Source organism: Pseudomonas kielensis (genome assembly GCF_030505375.1).
GTDB classification, from domain to species: Bacteria; Pseudomonadota; Gammaproteobacteria; order Pseudomonadales; family Pseudomonadaceae; genus Aquipseudomonas; species Aquipseudomonas kielensis.
Map to the genome: position 1 here is coordinate 3262674 of NZ_CP130043.1, position 18474 is coordinate 3281147.

Annotated in this window: 18 protein-coding genes and 2 pseudogenes; 4 read left to right on the forward strand and 16 right to left on the reverse strand. The window is 61.2% G+C overall.

Going from position 1 to position 18474, the window contains the following annotated elements; translation table 11 throughout:
* Position 1: 1 nt before the first annotated feature.
* The 6 genes from fnr to Q1W70_RS15300 form a co-directional block, all read right to left on the reverse strand.
* Positions 2-724 carry a fumarate/nitrate reduction transcriptional regulator Fnr gene (fnr, locus tag Q1W70_RS15275; RefSeq protein ID WP_302097509.1) on the reverse strand — a complete coding sequence of 241 codons (723 nt, stop codon included), beginning with the start codon at positions 722-724 and terminating at the stop codon, positions 2-4.
* A 98-nt stretch (positions 725-822) separates the two neighbouring features.
* Positions 823-2496 (reverse strand): cation:proton antiporter, encoded by a 1674-nt coding sequence (locus Q1W70_RS15280; RefSeq protein ID WP_166589674.1) that lies wholly within the window; start codon positions 2494-2496, stop codon positions 823-825.
* Between the two features lie 269 nt (positions 2497-2765).
* The gene (locus Q1W70_RS15285) at positions 2766-3194 is read right to left on the reverse strand and encodes a bleomycin resistance protein (protein ID WP_166589673.1); all 429 of its coding nucleotides are present in this window, start codon (positions 3192-3194) and stop codon (positions 2766-2768) included.
* Between the two features lie 50 nt (positions 3195-3244).
* Positions 3245-5167, reverse strand: coding sequence for an alkaline phosphatase D family protein (locus tag Q1W70_RS15290; RefSeq protein ID WP_166589672.1), 1923 nt, complete (start codon positions 5165-5167; stop codon positions 3245-3247).
* A gap of 73 nt (positions 5168-5240) precedes the next feature.
* Positions 5241-5519 (reverse strand): hypothetical protein, encoded by a 279-nt coding sequence (locus Q1W70_RS15295; RefSeq protein ID WP_166589671.1) that lies wholly within the window; start codon positions 5517-5519, stop codon positions 5241-5243.
* Positions 5509-6300, reverse strand: a complete 792-nt coding sequence (locus Q1W70_RS15300) for an MlaA family lipoprotein (RefSeq protein WP_166589670.1) — start codon at positions 6298-6300, stop codon at positions 5509-5511. Before Q1W70_RS15300 ends, Q1W70_RS15295 begins: the two co-directional genes overlap by 11 nt.
* Before the next feature lie 168 nt (positions 6301-6468).
* Here Q1W70_RS15300 and Q1W70_RS15305 point away from each other — a divergent pair, with 168 nt between their 5' ends.
* Positions 6469-7179, forward strand: a complete 711-nt coding sequence (locus Q1W70_RS15305) for a response regulator (RefSeq protein WP_166589669.1) — start codon at positions 6469-6471, stop codon at positions 7177-7179.
* Positions 7176-8519: an ATP-binding protein gene (locus Q1W70_RS15310; RefSeq protein ID WP_182342194.1), complete on the forward strand. Its 1344-nt coding sequence runs from the start codon at positions 7176-7178 to the stop codon at positions 8517-8519. The genes Q1W70_RS15305 and Q1W70_RS15310 overlap by 4 nt, the downstream gene beginning before the upstream one ends.
* A gap of 7 nt (positions 8520-8526) precedes the next feature.
* Here the strand turns inward: Q1W70_RS15310 and Q1W70_RS15315 are convergent, their stop codons facing one another.
* From Q1W70_RS15315 to Q1W70_RS15330, 5 genes and pseudogenes are all read right to left on the reverse strand, one after another.
* Positions 8527-9147 (reverse strand): hypothetical protein, encoded by a 621-nt coding sequence (locus tag Q1W70_RS15315; protein ID WP_302097511.1) that lies wholly within the window; start codon positions 9145-9147, stop codon positions 8527-8529.
* Entirely contained in the window at positions 9144-9872 is a 729-nt protein-coding gene (locus Q1W70_RS15320; RefSeq protein ID WP_436799885.1) for a DUF2515 family protein, read from the reverse strand. The genes Q1W70_RS15315 and Q1W70_RS15320 overlap by 4 nt, the downstream gene beginning before the upstream one ends.
* Positions 9855-10031: pseudogene (locus tag Q1W70_RS27295) on the reverse strand (PAAR domain-containing protein); the annotation flags it as partial. The gene Q1W70_RS15320 and the pseudogene Q1W70_RS27295, both read right to left, overlap by 18 nt.
* Before the next feature lie 143 nt (positions 10032-10174).
* On the reverse strand, positions 10175-11050 hold the full coding sequence (locus tag Q1W70_RS15325) for a serine hydrolase domain-containing protein (RefSeq protein ID WP_302098893.1): 876 nt from the start codon (positions 11048-11050) through the stop codon (positions 10175-10177).
* A 54-nt stretch (positions 11051-11104) separates the two neighbouring features.
* Positions 11105-11890, reverse strand: a complete 786-nt coding sequence (locus tag Q1W70_RS15330; RefSeq protein WP_265536765.1) for an AraC family transcriptional regulator — start codon at positions 11888-11890, stop codon at positions 11105-11107.
* 93 nt (positions 11891-11983) lie between these two features.
* Between Q1W70_RS15330 and Q1W70_RS15335 the strand changes: the two genes are divergently transcribed.
* Both Q1W70_RS15335 and Q1W70_RS15340 read left to right on the forward strand, forming a co-directional pair.
* Complete coding sequence (locus tag Q1W70_RS15335) at positions 11984-12868, forward strand: EamA family transporter (protein WP_302097512.1); 885 nt, start codon at positions 11984-11986, stop codon at positions 12866-12868.
* Between the two features lie 92 nt (positions 12869-12960).
* A complete protein-coding gene (locus Q1W70_RS15340) occupies positions 12961-13302 on the forward strand; it encodes a potassium channel family protein (protein ID WP_166593152.1) in 342 nt (113 codons plus the stop codon).
* Positions 13303-13317: 15 nt separating this feature from the next.
* Here the strand turns inward: Q1W70_RS15340 and Q1W70_RS15345 are convergent.
* From Q1W70_RS15345 to Q1W70_RS15365, 5 genes and pseudogenes are all read right to left on the reverse strand, one after another.
* Positions 13318-13648, reverse strand: a pseudogene (locus Q1W70_RS15345) (hypothetical protein).
* Between the two features lie 174 nt (positions 13649-13822).
* Complete coding sequence (locus tag Q1W70_RS15350) at positions 13823-14575, reverse strand: carbonic anhydrase (RefSeq protein WP_182342188.1); 753 nt, start codon at positions 14573-14575, stop codon at positions 13823-13825.
* Between the two features lie 151 nt (positions 14576-14726).
* Positions 14727-15767 (reverse strand): EamA family transporter, encoded by a 1041-nt coding sequence (locus tag Q1W70_RS15355; protein ID WP_302098894.1) that lies wholly within the window; start codon positions 15765-15767, stop codon positions 14727-14729.
* Positions 15768-16215: 448 nt separating this feature from the next.
* Positions 16216-16470: a KTSC domain-containing protein gene (locus Q1W70_RS15360; RefSeq protein ID WP_367186714.1), complete on the reverse strand. Its 255-nt coding sequence runs from the start codon at positions 16468-16470 to the stop codon at positions 16216-16218.
* 825 nt (positions 16471-17295) lie between these two features.
* Positions 17296-18446, reverse strand: a protein-coding gene (locus Q1W70_RS15365; protein ID WP_094991499.1) for an IS3-like element ISPsy29 family transposase whose coding sequence is annotated in 2 segments (ribosomal slippage) — positions 17296-18212 and positions 18212-18446 — 1152 coding nt in all. Because the reading frame shifts where the segments join, the coding sequence is not laid out codon by codon here.
* Positions 18447-18474: the final 28 nt, after the last annotated feature.

Here is an 18474-nt window from a genome sequence, read left to right on the forward strand (position 1 = left end):
CCTAACGGTTGGACAGCTCGCACAGTGAGGGGGCGTCCATGATCTGGACGTATTTGCCCTGCACCTGGATCAGGCCTTGCTGCTGCAGGAAGGTGAACGTGCGGCAGGTGGTCTCGGTGGCGATCCCCAGGTAATTGGCGATTTCCTGGCGGGTCATGCTCAGGCGAAACTGATGGGCCGAGTAGCCGTTGGCGTGAAAGCGCACCGAGAGATTGATCAAAAAAGCCGCCAGGCGCTCCTGGGCATTTTTCTTCGCCAGCAGGCGCATCATGTTCTGATCGTCGCGAATCTCGCGGCTCATGATGTGAATCAACTGGCGGCGCAGCTTGGGGATTTTCTCCAGCAGGTTTTCCAGTTGGTCGAAGGGGATTTCGCACACCGTGGTGGTTTCCTGAGCCTGGGCCGTTGAGGTGTAGGCGTTCAGGTCCATGGCGGAGAAGCCGATCAGTTCGCCCGGCAAATGAAAGCCGATGATGTGTTCTTCGCCGTTGCTGGTGAGGCTGGAGGTTTTCAGGGTGCCGGAGCGGATCGCGTAGATGGAGGTGAAGGGGGCGCCCTGGTGGAACAGGTAATCGCCCTTTCGCAACGGGCGTTCGCGTTTGATGATCTCGTTCAGCGCGCTGATGTCCTGGCTGTTGAGGGCCAGCGGCAGGCACAAGGCGGCTAACTTGCAGCTTTGACAATGCAGCGTTTCGACGTGCTTGAGGGCGACAGAATTGAGCATGTTTTAGCCTTGAGAGAATCGTCGGGCGTCATCGAGGGGCGCAGTCGCTCCTGGCGGGCGCCCGTGTATCCGTGACGGTGGATTGGCTTTTATCTGGCCTACAGCAAGCGGTAACGATTGCGGCGAACGTCCTCGACCCGCAGTTGCACACGCTCTTTGGAGGTGCCGAGCATGATCAGGGTGTGGGCGGCCATGGTCAGCGCCGACTCGAGCACTTCGGGGATGACCTCGGTGGCGCCGGCCGTTTTCAACTCGACCGTCTGGCTGTCGTCCTGGGTACGCACGACGATTTCGATGGTGCTGTTGATCTGGCGCACGGCGTGGGTAATGGCCATTGCCGCGTCCGGGTCATTCACCGCGATCACCACCAGGCGGGCGCGACTTATCCCCAGGGCGGTGAGCAGCTCCAGGCGCCGCGAATCACCGTAGTGCACATGCTTGTGCTCGGGCCCATGCTGGATTTGCGCGGGGTCATCATCGACCGCGACAAACCGATACTGCTCACCCTGCAACACCCGGCCAATGGCCCGGCCGACACGGCCGTAGCCACAGATGATCACGTGCCCCTGCAGTTCCTGGCTTTGCTGGGCGATTTCATCGATGTTGAGCGCATCGTACGGCGCCCGGTGCAGGCGCTTGGCGATGGCCGGCGCGACCCGCAGCATCAGCGGGGTGACCACCATCGAACAGAAGGTCGCGGTCAGCAACAGCCCGCTCAGTTCCTTGGAAACCAGGTTGTTGGCTTGCATCTGGGTCATCAGGGCAAAGCAGAACTCGCCACCCTGGGCCAGGGCCAGGCCGCTGCGCCAGGCGGTTTCGCTGTTGTTGCCAGTGAACCGCAGGATCAGGGCGACCACCAGGCCCTTGGTCACCAGCAGCGCCAGGGTCAGGCCGACAATCAGCAAACCGTGGCTCTGGAAGATTTTCAGGTCGATCAGCATGCCGATACTGACAAAAAACACCCCGAGCAAAATATCCCGGAAGGGCCGGATGTCGGCCTCGATCTGGTGGCGATAGCTGCTTTCACCCAGCAGCATGCCCGCCAGAAATGCCCCCAGTGCAGGCGACAGCCCCAGCAGGTGGGTCAGCCAGGCCGTCAGCATCACAATCACCAGGGCCAACAACACGAACAGTTCGGCGGAGCGCGAGGCCGCGATCTCGTCGAACAGCTTGGGCAGCAGCCAGCGGCTGATCAGGAACAGGCCGGCAAACAGCACCACGGTCTTGCCCAGGGTAATCGGCAGCGCCCAATACCAGGCCTGTCCGGACGTCCCGGAAAACACCGGCACCATGGTCAGCAGCAGGACGGCGATCACGTCCTGGAACAGCAGCACGCCAATGGCGTTCTGGCCATGGGGGCTGAAGACCTCGCCCAGGCTGGTCAGCTCTTTGCTGACGATGGCCGTGGACGACAGCGCCAGGCCGGCCCCCAACAGCACCGCGGCACTGGGCTGCAAGCCCGCCATGTACAGGGCTCCACCCAACAGCACGCTGGAAACCAGCACCTGCAGGCTGCCCAGGCCGAACACCACTTTGCGCAGGGCGAGCATTTTCGACAGCGAAAACTCCAGGCCCAGGGAAAACAGCAGGAACACCACGCCCAGCTCCGCCAGGTAGGGCAGGCCTTCGGAGTCACTGACCCAACCCAGTGCCTGCGGCCCGATCAGCAAGCCGACACACAGGTAGCCAAGAATCGGTGGCAGGTTCAAGCGCCGGAACAGCGCAATGACCACCAGCGATGCCGTAAGAATAATTAAAATATCTCTGAGCATGGGTCGTTCTCTGAGTGGTTGCACAGCGTGTCAGGCAGATGGGGCGTCGCGGTGTGGCACTGAACATTCAAGGTGCAGCAAGGGTAGTCCAGCGGTGGCTGGAGCGCGAAGCCGGTGTGCGGCGCAGGGCTGTTTACCGGCTGACGCGCCCCCGACCGGCTGCTGATGGTCTTTCATTAGGGGCGTGCCAGGCCTTTAGGGTCAATCGCGCCGGGGGCCAAATAAGCATTATTGATAAACGGATAACCCCGTCGGCGCAGGCCATGGCGTTAGCGCAGGGGCCTTTCGCCCAGGGCTTCGACCAGTCGCAACAGATAGCCGTCGGGGTCCTGCACGATCAATTCACGCTGGCCGACCTCCACCTCGCCGGAGCGATACCAGGCATCGGCAAAGGGGCAAAACAGCGGCCATTGCACCGCGGCCAGGCGGGCCAGGATCGGTTCGACCCGCTCCACCGTCATCTGGAAATTGATCCCGCGGCCAAACGGCGCTTGCAGTGCGCCGGTGTGCCATTGCTCGTCGTCCGCGGCGATGTACTGTTCGAGCATCACTTGCACGCCGTCTAAATCCAGGTAGGCAAAGCCTTCTTCGCGGCGTTCGTAGGCGATCTGAAAACCAATCAGGTCGGTCCAGAACGCCAGGCTCTGCTGGATGTCGCTGACCGTCAGTTCGGGGACCATCTTGTTCCGTGTGAGCATACGTATCCTTCGTAGACCTGGTGAGTACTGCGTTGGTGTGGGGGCCGTGGTCAATCGACCGTCGGCGCCACCATCCGGGTTTTTTCGGCGCCATTGGCGTTGTGCTGGTAGATCGCTTGCGGCTGGCCTTGTTGATTGAAAAACACCTGGCCGATGCCCGCCGAATTCCACAGGCGCTCGCCGGCCTCTGCGTGCTCGGGCACATGGGGCACCACTTGCATGCGTCGGCGCTTGGTCAGCCAGTTCAGCGGCGAACGTGGCGAATACAGCCAGCGGTTGAGGCGGTCGAACCACTCCAGCAGGCTCGGCGGGAATTCATTCTTGATACCGCTGCTGGTGATCTGCCAGATCCGTGGCCCGGCGGTGCGGTGCCGGATCAGCACCTCGTAGACGAACGAGTAGTGCACATCGCCAGAGAGGATCACGTAATTGCCGGGCGTGCGCGAGTGGCGAAAGATGTTGAGGATGACCTGCGCCGCGCCACGGTGGGCCATCCAGTTTTCCGCGTCCACCAGCAGCGGGTAGCCGCACCAACTGAAGACTTTCTGCACGGTTTCGATCAGCTTGACGCCGAACACCGGCGCCGGCGACACGATGATGGCGCAAGGGTGGTCGAGCAATTCCTGCTGCAACTCGCTGAGGGCTTCCCAGTCCAGCAGGCCCGAGGGCTGCTTGAGGTTGAACTCGCTGCGCCAGCGCCGGGTGCGGGTGTCGAGCACCACCAGTGCCGGGGAGGTTGGCAGCACGTAGTGCCATTGCTGGAATTTCAGCAGGTCGCCGATCAATTCATCCTGGGCGCTGTTGTCCAGGTAGCCGCCCTGGGGGTTGAGGTCGCGGGTTTTCTCCAGCAGCGCGCTGAAGGCATCCGGGTTGTTGCCCCAGCCCTGGCACAACATGTAGGCGAGCAGGGCGTTGCCGATGATGCGCTTGGAGAACGGATGGCCGTAGGCGGTTTCTTCCCACTGGGCGCTGAGGTTCCAGTCGTCGGTGATGTCGTGGTCGTCGAAGATCATCAGGCAGGGCAGGTGGGCGAACGCCCGGGCTACGTTGCCCAGGCCCTGCTTGAAGCCGTCGATCCGGGTCTGTTCCAGGGCGTAGCGCTCACGGCGCTCGGCTGTCAGCACCGGTGGTTGCGGGTCGATCAGGGTCCAGGCGGTCGGGGCCCATACCAGCAGGTACATGGCCATGACTTCGGCGAAGGTCACCAGGTGATTGTCGGCGCTGCTGCTGGTGAAGATCGGCTTGCGCGCACCTCCAAAAAACCGCTCGCGCAGGCTGTCGTTACTTTCCAGCGCCGGCAGCAGGTCGGCGCGATGGTAGTAGCTGGCCGGGTGCTGGTAGAGCGCGGCGCTGTCTTGCACCACTGCGCCGTCCAGGTGCTCGCCGTACAGCCCCAGGCGTTCGATCAGTGCATGGATGGCCCGCAACATCGGCCCGGCCACATCGTCGGCGTAGACCTGGTCGCCGCTCATCATCAGCAGTGCCGGGCGTTGGCTCGGTTCATGGGCCGTCGCCAGCAATTGGTCGACGCAGAGCAAGCCATCATTGGCTGGGTGATGGGGCTTGCGGCACGAGCCGTGCAGCAGTTGATCGATGCGGCTGCGCAGGACGAAGTTCGGGCACTGGGCCTGGTCGTAGAGCAAATGCGGGGCCCACTGGGCAATGCCGAGCAGGCTGGCGTCGTCCTCGCGGATCAACAGGTCGTAGTCAATGCAGACGTCCTGGGGCAGGGCGCTGTCCAGCTGGATGTCGATCAGGTGGACAAAGGCATGGGTGCCGACCGGGATGACCCGGCACTGCGACGCATCGAGCATCAGGTCGCCCACAGGCGCCAGGCGCAAGGTCAGCGCCAGCTCCCGCGACCCCACCAGCCACAGCACCAGGCGCGTCGGTTCCAGGCGCCGCAGCAGCGGGCCGACCAGGACGGCGGGCAGAGGTGCGCAAGTGTGGGTGTGTGGGGCTGGCGTGGACATCCGGGGCGAAGCTCCAGGGCAAAATAAGCCGGCGATGATAACCCAACTTGAAGGCGGCCCTTGTCGGCGCAATTCAGTTCATTGCCTGGCGCGCCGGCAGTTCCTGGCCTTGCTCCACTGGCAGCGCCTCGCCTTGGGCGATGATCCAGCGCAGCAGGGCGGTGACCGAGACCCGGTGGCTGCGTTCGACCCACTCCACGCCTTCGGGGCGGTAGAGTTCGATGTAGCGGCTGAGGATCAGTTCGCGCTCGTCCTCCGACAGCCGCAGGCTGGTTTCGCTGCAGTGCAGGCCGGCGTTGGCGCGCTTGACCAGGCGTTGCTCGAGCATCAGCGACGGGCTGTTACGTGGCATCGGTTGGAGCTTCTGTGCAGAGATCGTCGTGCAGGCCGGACGCGCCGCGCTTGCCCTCCAGGACAAAGTCCGCGCGTTTTTCGGCGCTGACGTCACGCAGCGCGCTGTAGTAGTCCGGCAGGGCTTGCAGGGCGTCGGTCAGCGGCAGCGCTTCGGCGCGCTTGTCGATGGTGCCGCCGACACTGGCCACGGTCGTCAGGGTCTCGACGGTATCGCTGCTGTCGCCGAACGGGTTGACCGCCACGGCCAGTACCTTGCCCACGGCATCGCGGCTGTTGGCGGTACCCAGCACCGGGATTTCGACGATCGGTCCGTCCGGGATGCCCCAGACGCCGAAGGTCTGGCCGAAATCGGAGCGGTGGCGCGGAATTTCCAGGGAGTCCGAGACATCGATCACCCCCAGCAAGCCGGCGGTGCTGTTGAGGGTGAAGCGCCCCAGGGTGTTGAGCGAGCGCTTGCCGTTGCCTTGCAACAGGTCGTTGAGGAACACCGTCGGCTCGTTGAAGTTGGTGGTGAAGTTGTGCAGGCCCAACTGGAAAAATTCCGGCGTGTAGCCGTAGCCTCGGGCGACCGGCGCGACGGCGTACTCGTCAATCACCTGGTTGAAGGCGAAGATCCCGCGGTTGACCGGCTCGGCCGGGTCGTACAGCGGGTAGCTGACTTGCGCGCAGGTCATGGGGTTATCGGTCGAGGTGCGACTGGAGCATCCGTACAGATAGGTCAAGCTCAGCAGCAGTGCGGCATTGCGAAACAGTGCAGGGGAGCGCTTGAACAAAGGCATGGGGAACAGTCTTCGTAGAAAAGGAGCTTGATCCTGGCATCCGCGTCTTGCGCAAAGATGTCTGGTTTTTTACCGCGTCGACGCTTTGTGACCGGGATGAAATAAATGACGCGGCGCGCCGAATGGTTTTAGATATCCGCACTATCAGTCGTTGAGTGATGCCCGCCGGTGAGCCATCTTTTGATCGTGGACGACGACCTTGAGGTCCTCGATCTGCTGAGTAAGTTTTTTGTCCAGCAAGGTTATGACGTGGCCGTGGCCACCGACGGCGTCGCGCTGTGGGCGGCACTCGAGCAGCAAATGCCGGACCTGATCATCCTCGACTTGATGATGCCCGGCGACAACGGCCTGACCCTGTGCCAGCGCCTGCGCCAGCAATACACCACGCCGGTGATCATGCTCACCGCCATGGGCGAGCTGAGCGATCGGGTGGTGGGCCTGGAAATGGGCGCCGACGACTACCTGAGCAAGCCCTTCGACGCCCGCGAATTGCTGGCGCGGGTGCGTGCAGTGTTGCGCCGGGTGGGCGAAGTCCGGCCGTTGACCGGCCAGGTGCCGCATCCGCTGATCAAATTCGCCGACTGGCAACTGGATCTCACGCGCCGCGAATTGCGCTCGCCCGACCAAGTGATGATTCCCTTGTCGGCCGGTGAGTTCGACCTGTTGCTGGTATTCGTCGAGCACCCGCAGCGCATCCTCACCCGTGAACTGCTGCTGGACCTGGCCCGGGGACGCACCCACGAAGCCTTCGACCGCAGCATCGATGTCCAGGTCAGCCGCTTGCGGCGCAAACTGGAAATCGACAGCAAACGCCCGGAAATGATTCGCACCGTGCGCAACGGCGGTTACCTGTTCACCCCAAGCGTGACCCGCCAATGAAAGGCTGGCGGGCGGGCTGGTGCCTGCGCTCGCGGGACACCGTGACCCGCTGGATCGCCCTCACCACCATACTGGCGATGCTCACCTCGCTGGGCTTCTACGCCCTGTTCACCCAGGTGGCCGGGGTGTGGGCCTACCCGCCTTTGACCGAGACCGGGCTGCTGGAAAAACTCTCCTCCCTGAGCCGGGTCATTGCCGCTTCCGACCCCGCGCAGCGCCCACAACTGGCGGCTGCCGCCAGCGACAGTAGCCTGGGCATCCGCTGGAGCCCGAGCCATGCGGCCCTGGGCCTGCCGGCAACCCCCGAGGCGGCCACCCGGGCCAACACGCCGAAGGCTCACGAACTGTTCAACAGCCAACACCTGGAAGCCTATCAACCGGCGGACTGGCCACAACAGGACGGTCAGTACGCCATGGCGATGCAGTTGACCGACGGCTCCTGGCTGATGTTCAGCATGCCTTCGCGCAGTTGGGGCCTGGAGCATTGGGCGCGCAACTTGATCGTGATCGTCCTGGTGTTGCTGTCAACCGGCCTGGTGGCGCTGATCGCCACCCGTCGCCTGGCCCGGCCGCTGCAGACCTTTGCCCAGGGCGCGCGGCGCTTTGGCGTGGACTTCCGGGCGCCGCCGATCAAACCGTTGGGGCCGCTGGAAATCCGCCAGGCGATCCTCGCGTTCAATGCGATGCAGGCCCAGTTGCAGCACTTCATCAAGGACCGCACGCAGATGCTCGCCGCCATCTCCCACGACCTGCGCGCACCGCTGACCCGCATGCGCCTGCGCGGCGAGTTCATCGACGACCCGCAACTGCAGGCCAAGCTGTTCCGCGACGTCGACGAGATGCACGCGATGATCAATTCCAGCCTGGAGTTCTTCCGCGACAACGCCCGCCTCGAAGAAGCCACGCCGTTCGATCTGGCCGAGCTGCTGCAAACCCTGATCGACGACTACCGTGACCAGTCCATCGACATCCCCTTCAGCGGCCCCCCGCGCCTGGCCTACCTCGGCCGTCCGCTGGGGCTCAAGCGGGTGATCACCAATCTGCTGGAAAACGCCCTCAAATACGCCAGCGAACCGGCCATTGAACTGCGCAGCCACGACGACCACGTGACCATCCGCGTGCTGGATCGCGGCCCGGGCATCCCCAAGGAAAGCCATGAACAGGTATTCATGCCTTTCTATCGTCTGGAAGGCTCGCGCAACAAAAGCACCGGCGGCGTCGGCCTCGGCCTCTCGGCCGCCCGGGCGATTGTGCTGGAGCACGGTGGCGAGCTGACCGTGAGAAACCGCAAGATCGGCGGGCTGGAGGCGAGGGTGGTGTTGCCGGTGTTGGAGGGGTAGGGACAGGTCAGGGCTTCACCCAAGGCCTGGCCAGTGCCAGCTTGATCAGGTAGCGCTCTTCTGTCGGGCGCTTGATGTCCTTGAAGCGATTGACCACCAGCATCACCTGATACTGGTTCCCTGCCTGCCAGTAAGAGGTTCCGCCTTTGTTCACATCTCGCAACCGGGCACGCCATTGAGGCGTGTCGGCGAACGGAGGGTCTTGTTCGACGCGGATCGGCACCCATCCTGCTTTGTGCCATTGTTCCTGTAAATCGAGCACTACCCTGAGGGTGTCTTCGAGCAACAGGGGTTCGATTTGCGGGGACATGCGGATACTGTGAATCAACTCATCTCGGTATATCACCGTAAAAAAACGCGCCGACGGCGTCACAAATCCATATTGAGGGTCTGTGAATCGCAAGCGCGCATCCGACTTGGGAATATTGAAGGACACTTCCCTGGGGATGGCCGGAGCAATCGCAGCGCTGGAGCGTTGGCGCATGGCCTCATAGGGTTCGCCAATTACCAGCGCAATCTCCGGCTCACCGGATTGAGCACACAGGCGAATCGCCGCCAGCGTCAAAAGAATAACGAACACCTGTGCAATCCGCTGATATTGCCAACCCAGCGTTGCGAACCAGGTCATCGTAAGGCCTGAGCTGAAGCGATATTCCGAATCGACTGGGTAATCAGGTGGCGATCATTTCCTTGCAGCAACTCATCAAATTTCGCGGCGGCCTTGAGCACAAAGCTCATGCGCTGCTTGACGTCGGACAGGTCGGCAAAGAGATTACTGTCGAATCCGATTGTGCGTCTGTCATCGACCCGCTGACACTGGCTGGCCAGCGTCAGCTCGATGGCTTGTGCGGCGCCCGAGGGAAAATTAACAACGTGGGAGAGATGATTGCCACGCAGCAAGGCGACTAATTTCAGGTCGCTGTACATTGTCGGCTGCAAGATATTGACCTGTTCGTGCGTCGCGAGAAACTTAACACCCACAGCGATACGGCCGCCCTCGATGGCCTGAAATGCTTGCAGGATTTCCTCGTAGTTAGTACCGAACTCCAGCCTCTCCTGCGCCACAGGCCACAGCACCGGATACTGACCATTTCCATAGATGTTTTTGCGCGAAGGCAAGCAGGCCTCAAGCGCCGACAGCCCCCGCTCCTGATAAAAAACATGCAACGGATACACGTCCAGAAAATTGGAGGAGCGCGGCCCAGTTGCAGGCAGCTGGGATGTGGCCGAAGCGGACGGCGGCGTGAAGCGCGGATCTGGTGCGAGGTCCTTGAACTCCTGGCACTGCAGGGTCTGGTTGGCGATCAGGCGTGGTGGTGGGGCGCACTTGCAATGACAGAGGTCACCGTCCAGGGCGGTGGGGCGTCCTTGCATGAGATCCACAAGGTGCGGACCGTCGCAGACGATGACGCCAGTGCTGTCGCAGGCTGGACAAGCGACTTCATCGCCTTCGCGGGCGATGGGCTGGCCATCGATGGTCCAGAATTCGTAGCCGGTCATTACGGTGCCGTCGGCAGTGGTCTTGGCCCACTCCGTTTATGTAGGAGCGAGCTTGCTCGCGATGGACGTCAACGATAACGCCCGCTGCCTGGATTGATGCGGTGCCCCTGAGGGCGTCGCGGGCAAGCCGGGGCCTACTACAAAGCGCAGTTGGGTTATTGGAGACTGCCCAGGGCTAGTCTCAAGTCACGGACCACCGTCGCCTCGACATCCCCATCCACACCCCCCTGCAGAAACGCCCCACAGCTCGCCGAATGTTCGCCATCCGTGGCCCGATAAACCGCCACCACACTGCCGGGCCCACCGCCGGTATGCCCGCACAGGTGCAAGCCCCCGGCTACCGCGCCGCTCATGACCCCCAGGCCATAACCGGCAGACACCCAAGGCCGGCCAGGGATCGGTCCACCGAGCTGACGCAGGGTCTGCATCTCGGTCAGCAACTGATCCGGCAACAAATGCCCGCTCAGCAGCCGATCAAGGAAGGTCACGGCCTGCTGCAGCGGTCCGAGCAACAGGCCGTGATAGACCCACGCCGGATCGTAGGCCGGGGCCAGGCCTTGCAGGTCGCCGGGCACTTTGGCGAGCCGCACCTGAACGACATCCAAAGGCGCCAGCGCCCGTTGGATCAACGCCTCTTCCAGCCCCAGGCCGGTGACCTGCTCGATCAACTGGGCGATGTACAGGTAACCGACATTCGAATAACCCCAGCCACTGCCCGGCGCATAACGCAGCCGCGCCGCGTCCAGGCGTTGCAGCATCTCCTCGGCCGACCACGCGGTTTCATGCCGGGCAACGGCCGCGTGGTACTGCGCCAGTTCGCCGTAGTCCGCCAGCCCGGCTTCATGGCGCAGCAGTTGGCGCAAGGTGAACGGGCCTTGCGCGACCGGTTCGTCCAGAGCGACCAGGCCATCGCGCACCAGGGTCAGCGCCGTGGCCGCCAGCACGGTTTTACCGAAGCTCCACCAGGGCACGCTGACCGGCTCGGGGGCTGGGGCGAGGGGCTGACCGTTGTTTACCGTGCAAGACATCATCAAGGTTGTACTCATCCATGGAGACCTTTGTGTGAGTGACGCGCCAGCGGCGAATCAAGCCGGGCTATTTTGCGCGAAATAGCGACTCGGCGCCTGCCCCAGCACCCGCCGAAAAACCCCGGTGAACGCACTCGGGCTGCTATAGCCCAGATCCGTTGCCACCCGCGTCACGGGCTCGCCATTGCCCAGGCGCACCACGGCCATCAACAGGCACGCCTGCTGGCGCCATTCGACAAAGCTGATCCCGGTCTGCTCGCGAAACAGCCGGGTGAAGGTGCGGCGGCTCATGGCAACCTGGCGACACATGTCGTCGATCCCGACCGCCAATGACGGCTGCTCCAGCAACTGGCTGCAGGCCTGGGCCAGGCGTGGCTCGCTGGGCAGCGGCGCATTGAGCGACAGCGGCTGCATGGCGGCGATTTCGTGCAGGAGCAGGTTCATCAGGTAGCCGTCCCGCTGGTCCTCGGCATACAGCGCCGGCACGTCCATGGCGCTGATCAACAGTTGGCGCAGCAGCGCCGACACACCAAACACCTGGCAGTGCGCCGGCAGGCCGAGGCGTGTGCTGGCGATGGGGTGGATGTAGCTGTTGAGCATGGTCACCGGCCCGTGCATGTGCATTTCGTGGGGGACGTGGGCCGGGACCCAGATGGCCCGTTGTGGCGGCACCACCCAGTTGCCCTGGTCGGTGAACACCGTGATCACCCCGCAGGCGGCGTAGGCGAATTGCCCGCGCTGATGGCTGTGCCGGGCAAAGTGCAGGCCGTCGCAGTAGTCGTTGGCGGTCACCACGGCATCGCGGGGCGTGTGTTCGTAGGGATCGATATCAATGTCGCGCATGGCCCAAATCTACCGATCTATGACCTGATAGTGCAAGCGGGCCGTGGTGCGGATGACCCAGAGTGTCGGCTTCATTTTGTGGAATGGCTCAGCATGCACAACAAACACCTGATCCTCGCCGTGTTGGTGACGGCGGTCTGGGGTCTTAACTTTCCGGTCACCAAACTGGGCCTGGCGGCAATTGATCCACTATTGCTGACGGCCCTGCGTTTCACCCTGGCTGCATTGCCCTGGGTGTTTTTTGTGCGCCGCCCGCCGATCGCCTTGGGCTGGTTGGCGGCTTATGGCCTGATTTTCGGGGTGGCGATGTGGGCGTTGATCAACCTGGGCATCGAGCTGGGGGTACCGCCCGGGACGGCGGCACTGCTGGTGCAGTTCAGTGCCTTTTTCACCCTGGGCTGGGGCGTGCTGCTGTTTCGCGAGCGCTTGCGCCTTGGTCAATTAGTGGGCGTGGGACTGGCGGTGGTGGGCTTGCTGTGCATCATCGTCAACAGCCCCGGTCAGGCCACAACCCTGGGTTATGCACTGTTGCTGGTCAGCGCCTTCAGTTGGAGTGTCGGCAACGTCATCATCAAACAGTCGAACGTGCGTGAGATGTTTGCCTTTGTGGTGTGGGCCAGCCTGTTTCCGCCGATTCCCTTGCTGTTCCTGACCTGGCTGGCCCATGGCTCGGCACCCTTTACCGGGCTGGTCCGGCACTTCCAGTGGCTGGCGCTGTTTTCCCTGTTGTTCCAGGTCTACGCGGCGACCCACTTCTGTTACTGGGGCTGGAACCTGTTGCTGCGCGAGTACCCGGTGTCCAGGGTGGCGCCGCTGTCGTTGCTGATCCCGGTGTTCGGGGTGGCCGGTTCGGTGCTGATGCTGGGGCACCGGGTGGAGCTCCATGAAGGGCTGTCGATCCTGTTGATTCTGGCGGCGCTGGTGGCAGGGTTGATCCAGACTCGGCCCAAGACGCCGGCGGTCGTTGCACACAAATAATCAACAATTGACCACGGTTATCTGAAGCCTGTGCCAAGCTGGTGGGGTCCCAATGCGCCATCAGCCCGGCCTATCCCCAGGAACCCCACACCATGACATCCAAGCATTCAGCGCACGTGCGTCGTGAGTTCTACAAAGCCGTCGGATTCTACTTTCGCGTCGTCTGGCCGATTTTCTCCATCCTGTTTTTGCTGATCGTGGTGGTCGGCCTGATCATCAGCTACCTGGAGGGTTGGCCGCCGTTGGACGGCGTCTATTTCGGCTTTGTGACGGGCTTGACCATCGGGTATGGCGAGCTGGTGCCCAAGCTGGGCGTCTCGCGGGTGCTGGCGATTCTGCTGGGGTTCAACGGCGTGCTGATGACCGCGATATTCGCGGCGATCAGCGTGCGGGCGATCGAAGTCGCCGTGCGTGCGTCGGGCAAGGACGAGTAGGGCACGCCTGGGCGGTCACTGAATGTCTTTCAGGTAATCCCTGAGCGCCAGGAGCGGAGCCTGCATCTGCTCCAGCGTCTGCGCCTGGCCGAAATCTATGGCCAGGCGCTGCAAGCTCACGGCCCATGGGTTTGTCCACCCCGCCCAGGGCCGTCAGCGCCAGGCCAACGCAGGTCGCCACCTTCAACTGGATCGCCGCCACCTCGCCGCGCCGCACCAGCAACTGGAACACCTCCCGCTGGTAGTCATCCATGATCGGATCGTCACGCAGGATCGGGCTGTGGCCTTCGGTCTCGTGAACCAGCTTGAGGGCGAAGAGGGCGACGGTTTCCAGGGCGCGGTCCATGGAGGGGGTCCTTGTGCGGTGGTGTGGGGTGGTGCGGGTCACTTTTCTGCGGGCGAAAAAAGACCTTGATAAACAAGGTCTCTTTTTAATTGGCGGGCCGTGGGAGGCGTCGATGTCATCCGTGGCTGCGGGCCGATTATATCGTCAGGGGTACAGGATTGCAGCCAGCACGGTTCAGGCAATCAGCTCGACTTTGCCGGTCGCCAGGCGATAAATGCCGCCGACGATTTTCAACTTGCCTGTGTCGAGCGCATCGGTCAGCAGGGGCGTGGCTTTCTTCAGGCGCTCGACCGAGTCTTTGACGTTTTGCACGGTCGCGTTTTCCACCAGTTCCCCGGGTTGCTTGATCACGCTCTCGATAGAGGACTTGAGTGCGTCCGTCAGTTTCGGGATGTGCCCGGGGAACACCGTGTGATCCTTGACGGCTTTGATGCCGGCCTCGATGGCGCCGCATCGCTCATGCCCCAATACCAGGATGAGCGGGGCGCCCAGCACCGCGACACCGTATTCAAGACTCGCCAAGCCCTCATCGGTGACGAAGTTGCCTGCCACACGTATCGCGAAAAGATCGCCGCGCGCGGTATCAAACGCATATTCGGGCGCGATGCGCGAGTCGGAACAACTCAGGACTGCCACGAAGGGATTCTGGCCGGAGACCAAGGCTTCACGTTCGTCCTTGAAATCGTGCGTTTCGGAGTTGCCGCTGACGTACCGCTCATTGCCGGCCATCAGTCGTTTGAGGGCGTCATCCGGGCTGATGACGTTTTTCGGCTTGGGCGGCGCGGAGGTTGCCTCGGCCGCCTGAGCAAGCCTGCCGGGCAATGCACCGGCCAGCAGCAGCGCGCCGGCACCCAGTCCGGCAAGACGAAGAAAATCACGACGAGTGTTCACTTTTGAAACAGAGCCTGAATCGCATGATTCACACATGATTGTGTACTCAGTTCAATTCGGTGGGAATGACAGCTTCGGGGAGTGCCTGCAGGGACCTGCGGCACTGGAGTGAAGAAGTCTAGTCGGTCTGTGGGGTTGCGGTTGGCGCCGCCGGTTTCAGATACGGCGCTATGCCGAGGGCTGCCCCTCAGTGTTTATGCCGGTGATGGATGTCAGGAAAGTGCGGGTGACTGTGGCGCAGGGGGGCGTGTTCATGCACATGGCTATGAGGCTCGGACGCCTCCCACTCAAAGGCATGTTCATGTTGATGGTGCTCGTCGTGAACGTGCGGATGGTCATGGGTCTGCGGATCGTGTTGATGCTCGTGTGAATGACTCTCGGTGAGGTGGATCCAGACTCCAATCCCCATCAGGCCCGCAGCAACCCAAAACACCCATGACACGGCTTCGCCCAGAAACACAATTGAAACAGCTGCGCCCAGGAAGGGCGCGGTCGAGAAACACGCGCCGGTCCGCGCTGTTCCCAGCCCCCGTAACGCCAGCACGAAAAGCACCAGGCTCACGCCGTATCCCAGGAAACCTACGAGAAGGGTGGGGCCGAGCAGAGGCCACTCGGGGAGATGCATGCCCAGCGCAATCCCCAGGGTGCAATTGACCACCCCGGCGACCAGCCCCTTGATGCCTGCAATGAACAACGCATCCGATGCTGAAACCTTGCGAGTCAGGTTGTTATCAACGGCCCAGCAAAGGCATGCGATTGCGACTGCACTCGGCCCAACCCAGCCATTGATCTGCGCTGACGTTTGAGGCCAACCCAGCATTACGCCGCCCGCCACTATTGCGATCATTCCCATGACGATCCGCCTGTCAGCGTTCTCCTTGAAAACCATCCACGCCAGTAGTGCGGTCAACACGGCTTCAAGGTTCAGCAACAGCGAAGCGGTGGTGCCGGAGGTCAGGGTCAGCCCAAACATCAACGACACCGGCCCCAGCACCCCACCGAAAACAATCGCGCCAATAAGCCACGGCCACTCCGATGCAGTCAGGCCGACAGGCTGCCAGCCGCGATCACGGATCAACCGACTGACCGTCAAGCCCAAGCCGCTCCCCAGGTACAGCAACCCGGCGAGCAAGACCGGAGAGATGTTCAGCCCCAGAACCTTGGCAAGCGGTGTGCTGGCCCCAAAGAGCGCAGCGGCACCCAAGGCGTAGAAAATGCTTCTGGTCATCATCCGATCCGCAGCGAGGGTATCGATGGGGAACACGATACTCGTCGTAGCTGGATCGCGCATTGGGTCGTGGTGGGTGGGGGCTGAGAAGCTGGGGGGGTTAAGAGCGTGGGGGCGGAGAGCGTGCTGTTTGGTTTTTTCTCAGGGGGGGCAAGCAGAGGGATGCAGGGGTAGAAAGACAGACACAAAAAAACCGGCTCAAGTGGCCGGTTTCTCTGGGTCTGATAGTCTGGTAGAGACTTTCAGATACTGCTATATGGTGCCCGAGGGAGACTGTAGTGTTCCAGTAAACTCAAGGCCTCCAGAGAGGTTTGCTAGCTGGGGATACATGTAGGGATACATGATCTCGTGTGCTGGCCTAGTATGAGGAGTCTCCACAGCACCATGCAAATCCTTCGGTAGAGACATTGAGGGTTACCCAGGGCAAGCCTGACGACTGGTTGCCTGCCTACTTGCACTGGTAACGATCTTTGATGACCCTATCAAAATATGATCCCTTGGATGCTGCGTCCATCAACCCCTTATGGATGTGAGAGGGCACTCGGCAAAAGTCGTAAGTCCGCCCTTGCTTGAACGTGATCTTCATTCGACCTGTGGCACCGTCATAGCCAACAGCGGTGATTGCAGTTGAGTTCACACGAACCATATCCATATCACTTTCCCTATCACTGGGGGCCAACTGGTCGTTAGCTTCGCTAGTCATCCTAGCCGACGGGTGTGATTTGATCTCGACCTGCGCGCCCGGCGTTCAAAAACTGCCGGGGCCCCTGAGGTTTTCCTTCGGACACGGGGTAGGAAACCCGCGGGACTGAGTTAGTGGGAGGTTCTGAAAGTTACTGAAATTTCAGTCGTTGAAATTGAAAGGATCTGGTTGAAAAGAGGGCATCATTACCGCATCGGTAACGATGGCCCTTTGTGTTGCTGATAACGCACGCAAGGCGTTCGTCAACCGAGTCAACTCCGTCAACCTGTCAACCAACTTCAAAAATCCAGCCGCTAACACGAACGCGCGGGTTTTGTGCCCCGTGTCATTCGGAAACGCTCAGGGTCCCCGGCGACCTCCCATCATCTGTGCAACTGCACTGGTGAACTGTGTGTTCACCCGGTTCACCTGTTCACTAAGCTGGGCGCCTGTGCGCTAACAAAGTCCCGCGGGTTTCCGACCCCGTATGTGTCTCATCACCTCAGGGGCCCCGGCTCCCGCTGGAATCTCCTCGCTGGTGGAACTCATTGCTTACGGGGAGTGGGGCAGATACCTGTCAAATGGGGTGTAATTCGTGTTACTGGTGTAACAAAGTTGTATAAGTCTTTGAATATAAGGGAAAAAACAAACGTTACACGCGCTGAAAGCATTTCGTATGCGCGGTGTAGCAACGACGAATCGTGTAACGCTTTCATCAAACTAGCGAAAACAAGGAAGATCAGCGCTTCATAATCCGACAGCACTACCTCAGGGGACAAATGCGGGTGGGCTACGTGTGGTGGAGATGTTGCAACTGGCCTTGAAGCTTGAATCGCCCCGGATTCTCTAGACACCTTGCAAGCTCATTGCGTAACGTTTTTCAAACTCTACCGGTGACAGCTGATTGTTGAAACCATGGCGGCGTTTTGGGTTGTAGAACATCTCGATGTAATCGAACACATCACTACGAGCATCTTGCCGTGAGGTGTAGATTTTCCGCTTGATTCGTTCCCGTTTCAGAAGCTGGAAAAAGCTCTCAGCCACGGCGTTGTCATGACAATTGCCTCGGCGGCTCATGCTGGCAACCAAATTGTTTGCCTTCAAAAAACTGCGCCAATCGGAGCTGCTGTACTGGCTGCCCTGGTCGGAGTGAACCATCACCTCTTGTTTCGGTTTTCGCCTCCAAACCGCCATCAATAACGCATCAATGGCCAAATCACTGGTCATCTGCGACTTCATTGACCAGCCAACGACCTGACGAGAAAACAGATCCAGCACCACCGCCAAATACAGCCAGCCTTCATACGTACGAATGTAAGTGATGTCGGTGACCCAAACTTTGTTGGGTTCTACGACATCGAACTGGCGCTTCAGTAAATTGGGTGAGGCGACCGCTGGCTTACCGCCGTATTTGCCAGGACGGCGTCGATACCCTGTCTGAGAGCGCAGACCTTCAAGACGCATCAGCCTCGCCACACGATGCCGACCACAATCCTCACCGACTTCGCGCAGATCGTCATGGACTTTGCGATAGCCATAAACGCCACCGCTCTCCAGCCAGGAATGCTTGATCAAACCCAGCAGTCGCTGGTCGTCTTTGGCGCGTACAGATTGCGGCTCAGACAGCCAGGCGTAATAACCGCTGGGATGGACTTTCAGCGTCAGGCAAAGCCGTCGAATCGAATAGTCGCCCGCTCGCTGCTTGATAAAGGCGTACTTCAACCGCACTCCTTGGCAAAGTACGCGGCGGCCTTTTTTAAGATGTCTCGCTCTTCGGTGACCCGCTTGAGTTCGGCTCGCAGACGACGCAGTTCAGCGTGCTGATCATCGTCTTGCTGCCGTTCTGCCTGAGGTTTGCTGTAGCGCTTTATCCAGGCATAGAGGCTATGCGTCGACACGCCAAGACGCGCCGCCACATCAGCGACAGGCAACTTCTTCTCGGTCACTTGATTGACCGCTTGGATTTTGAATTCTTCGGGATAACGTGGGTTGCTCATGGCACCTCCTGATTGGCCTCAGTTTAAG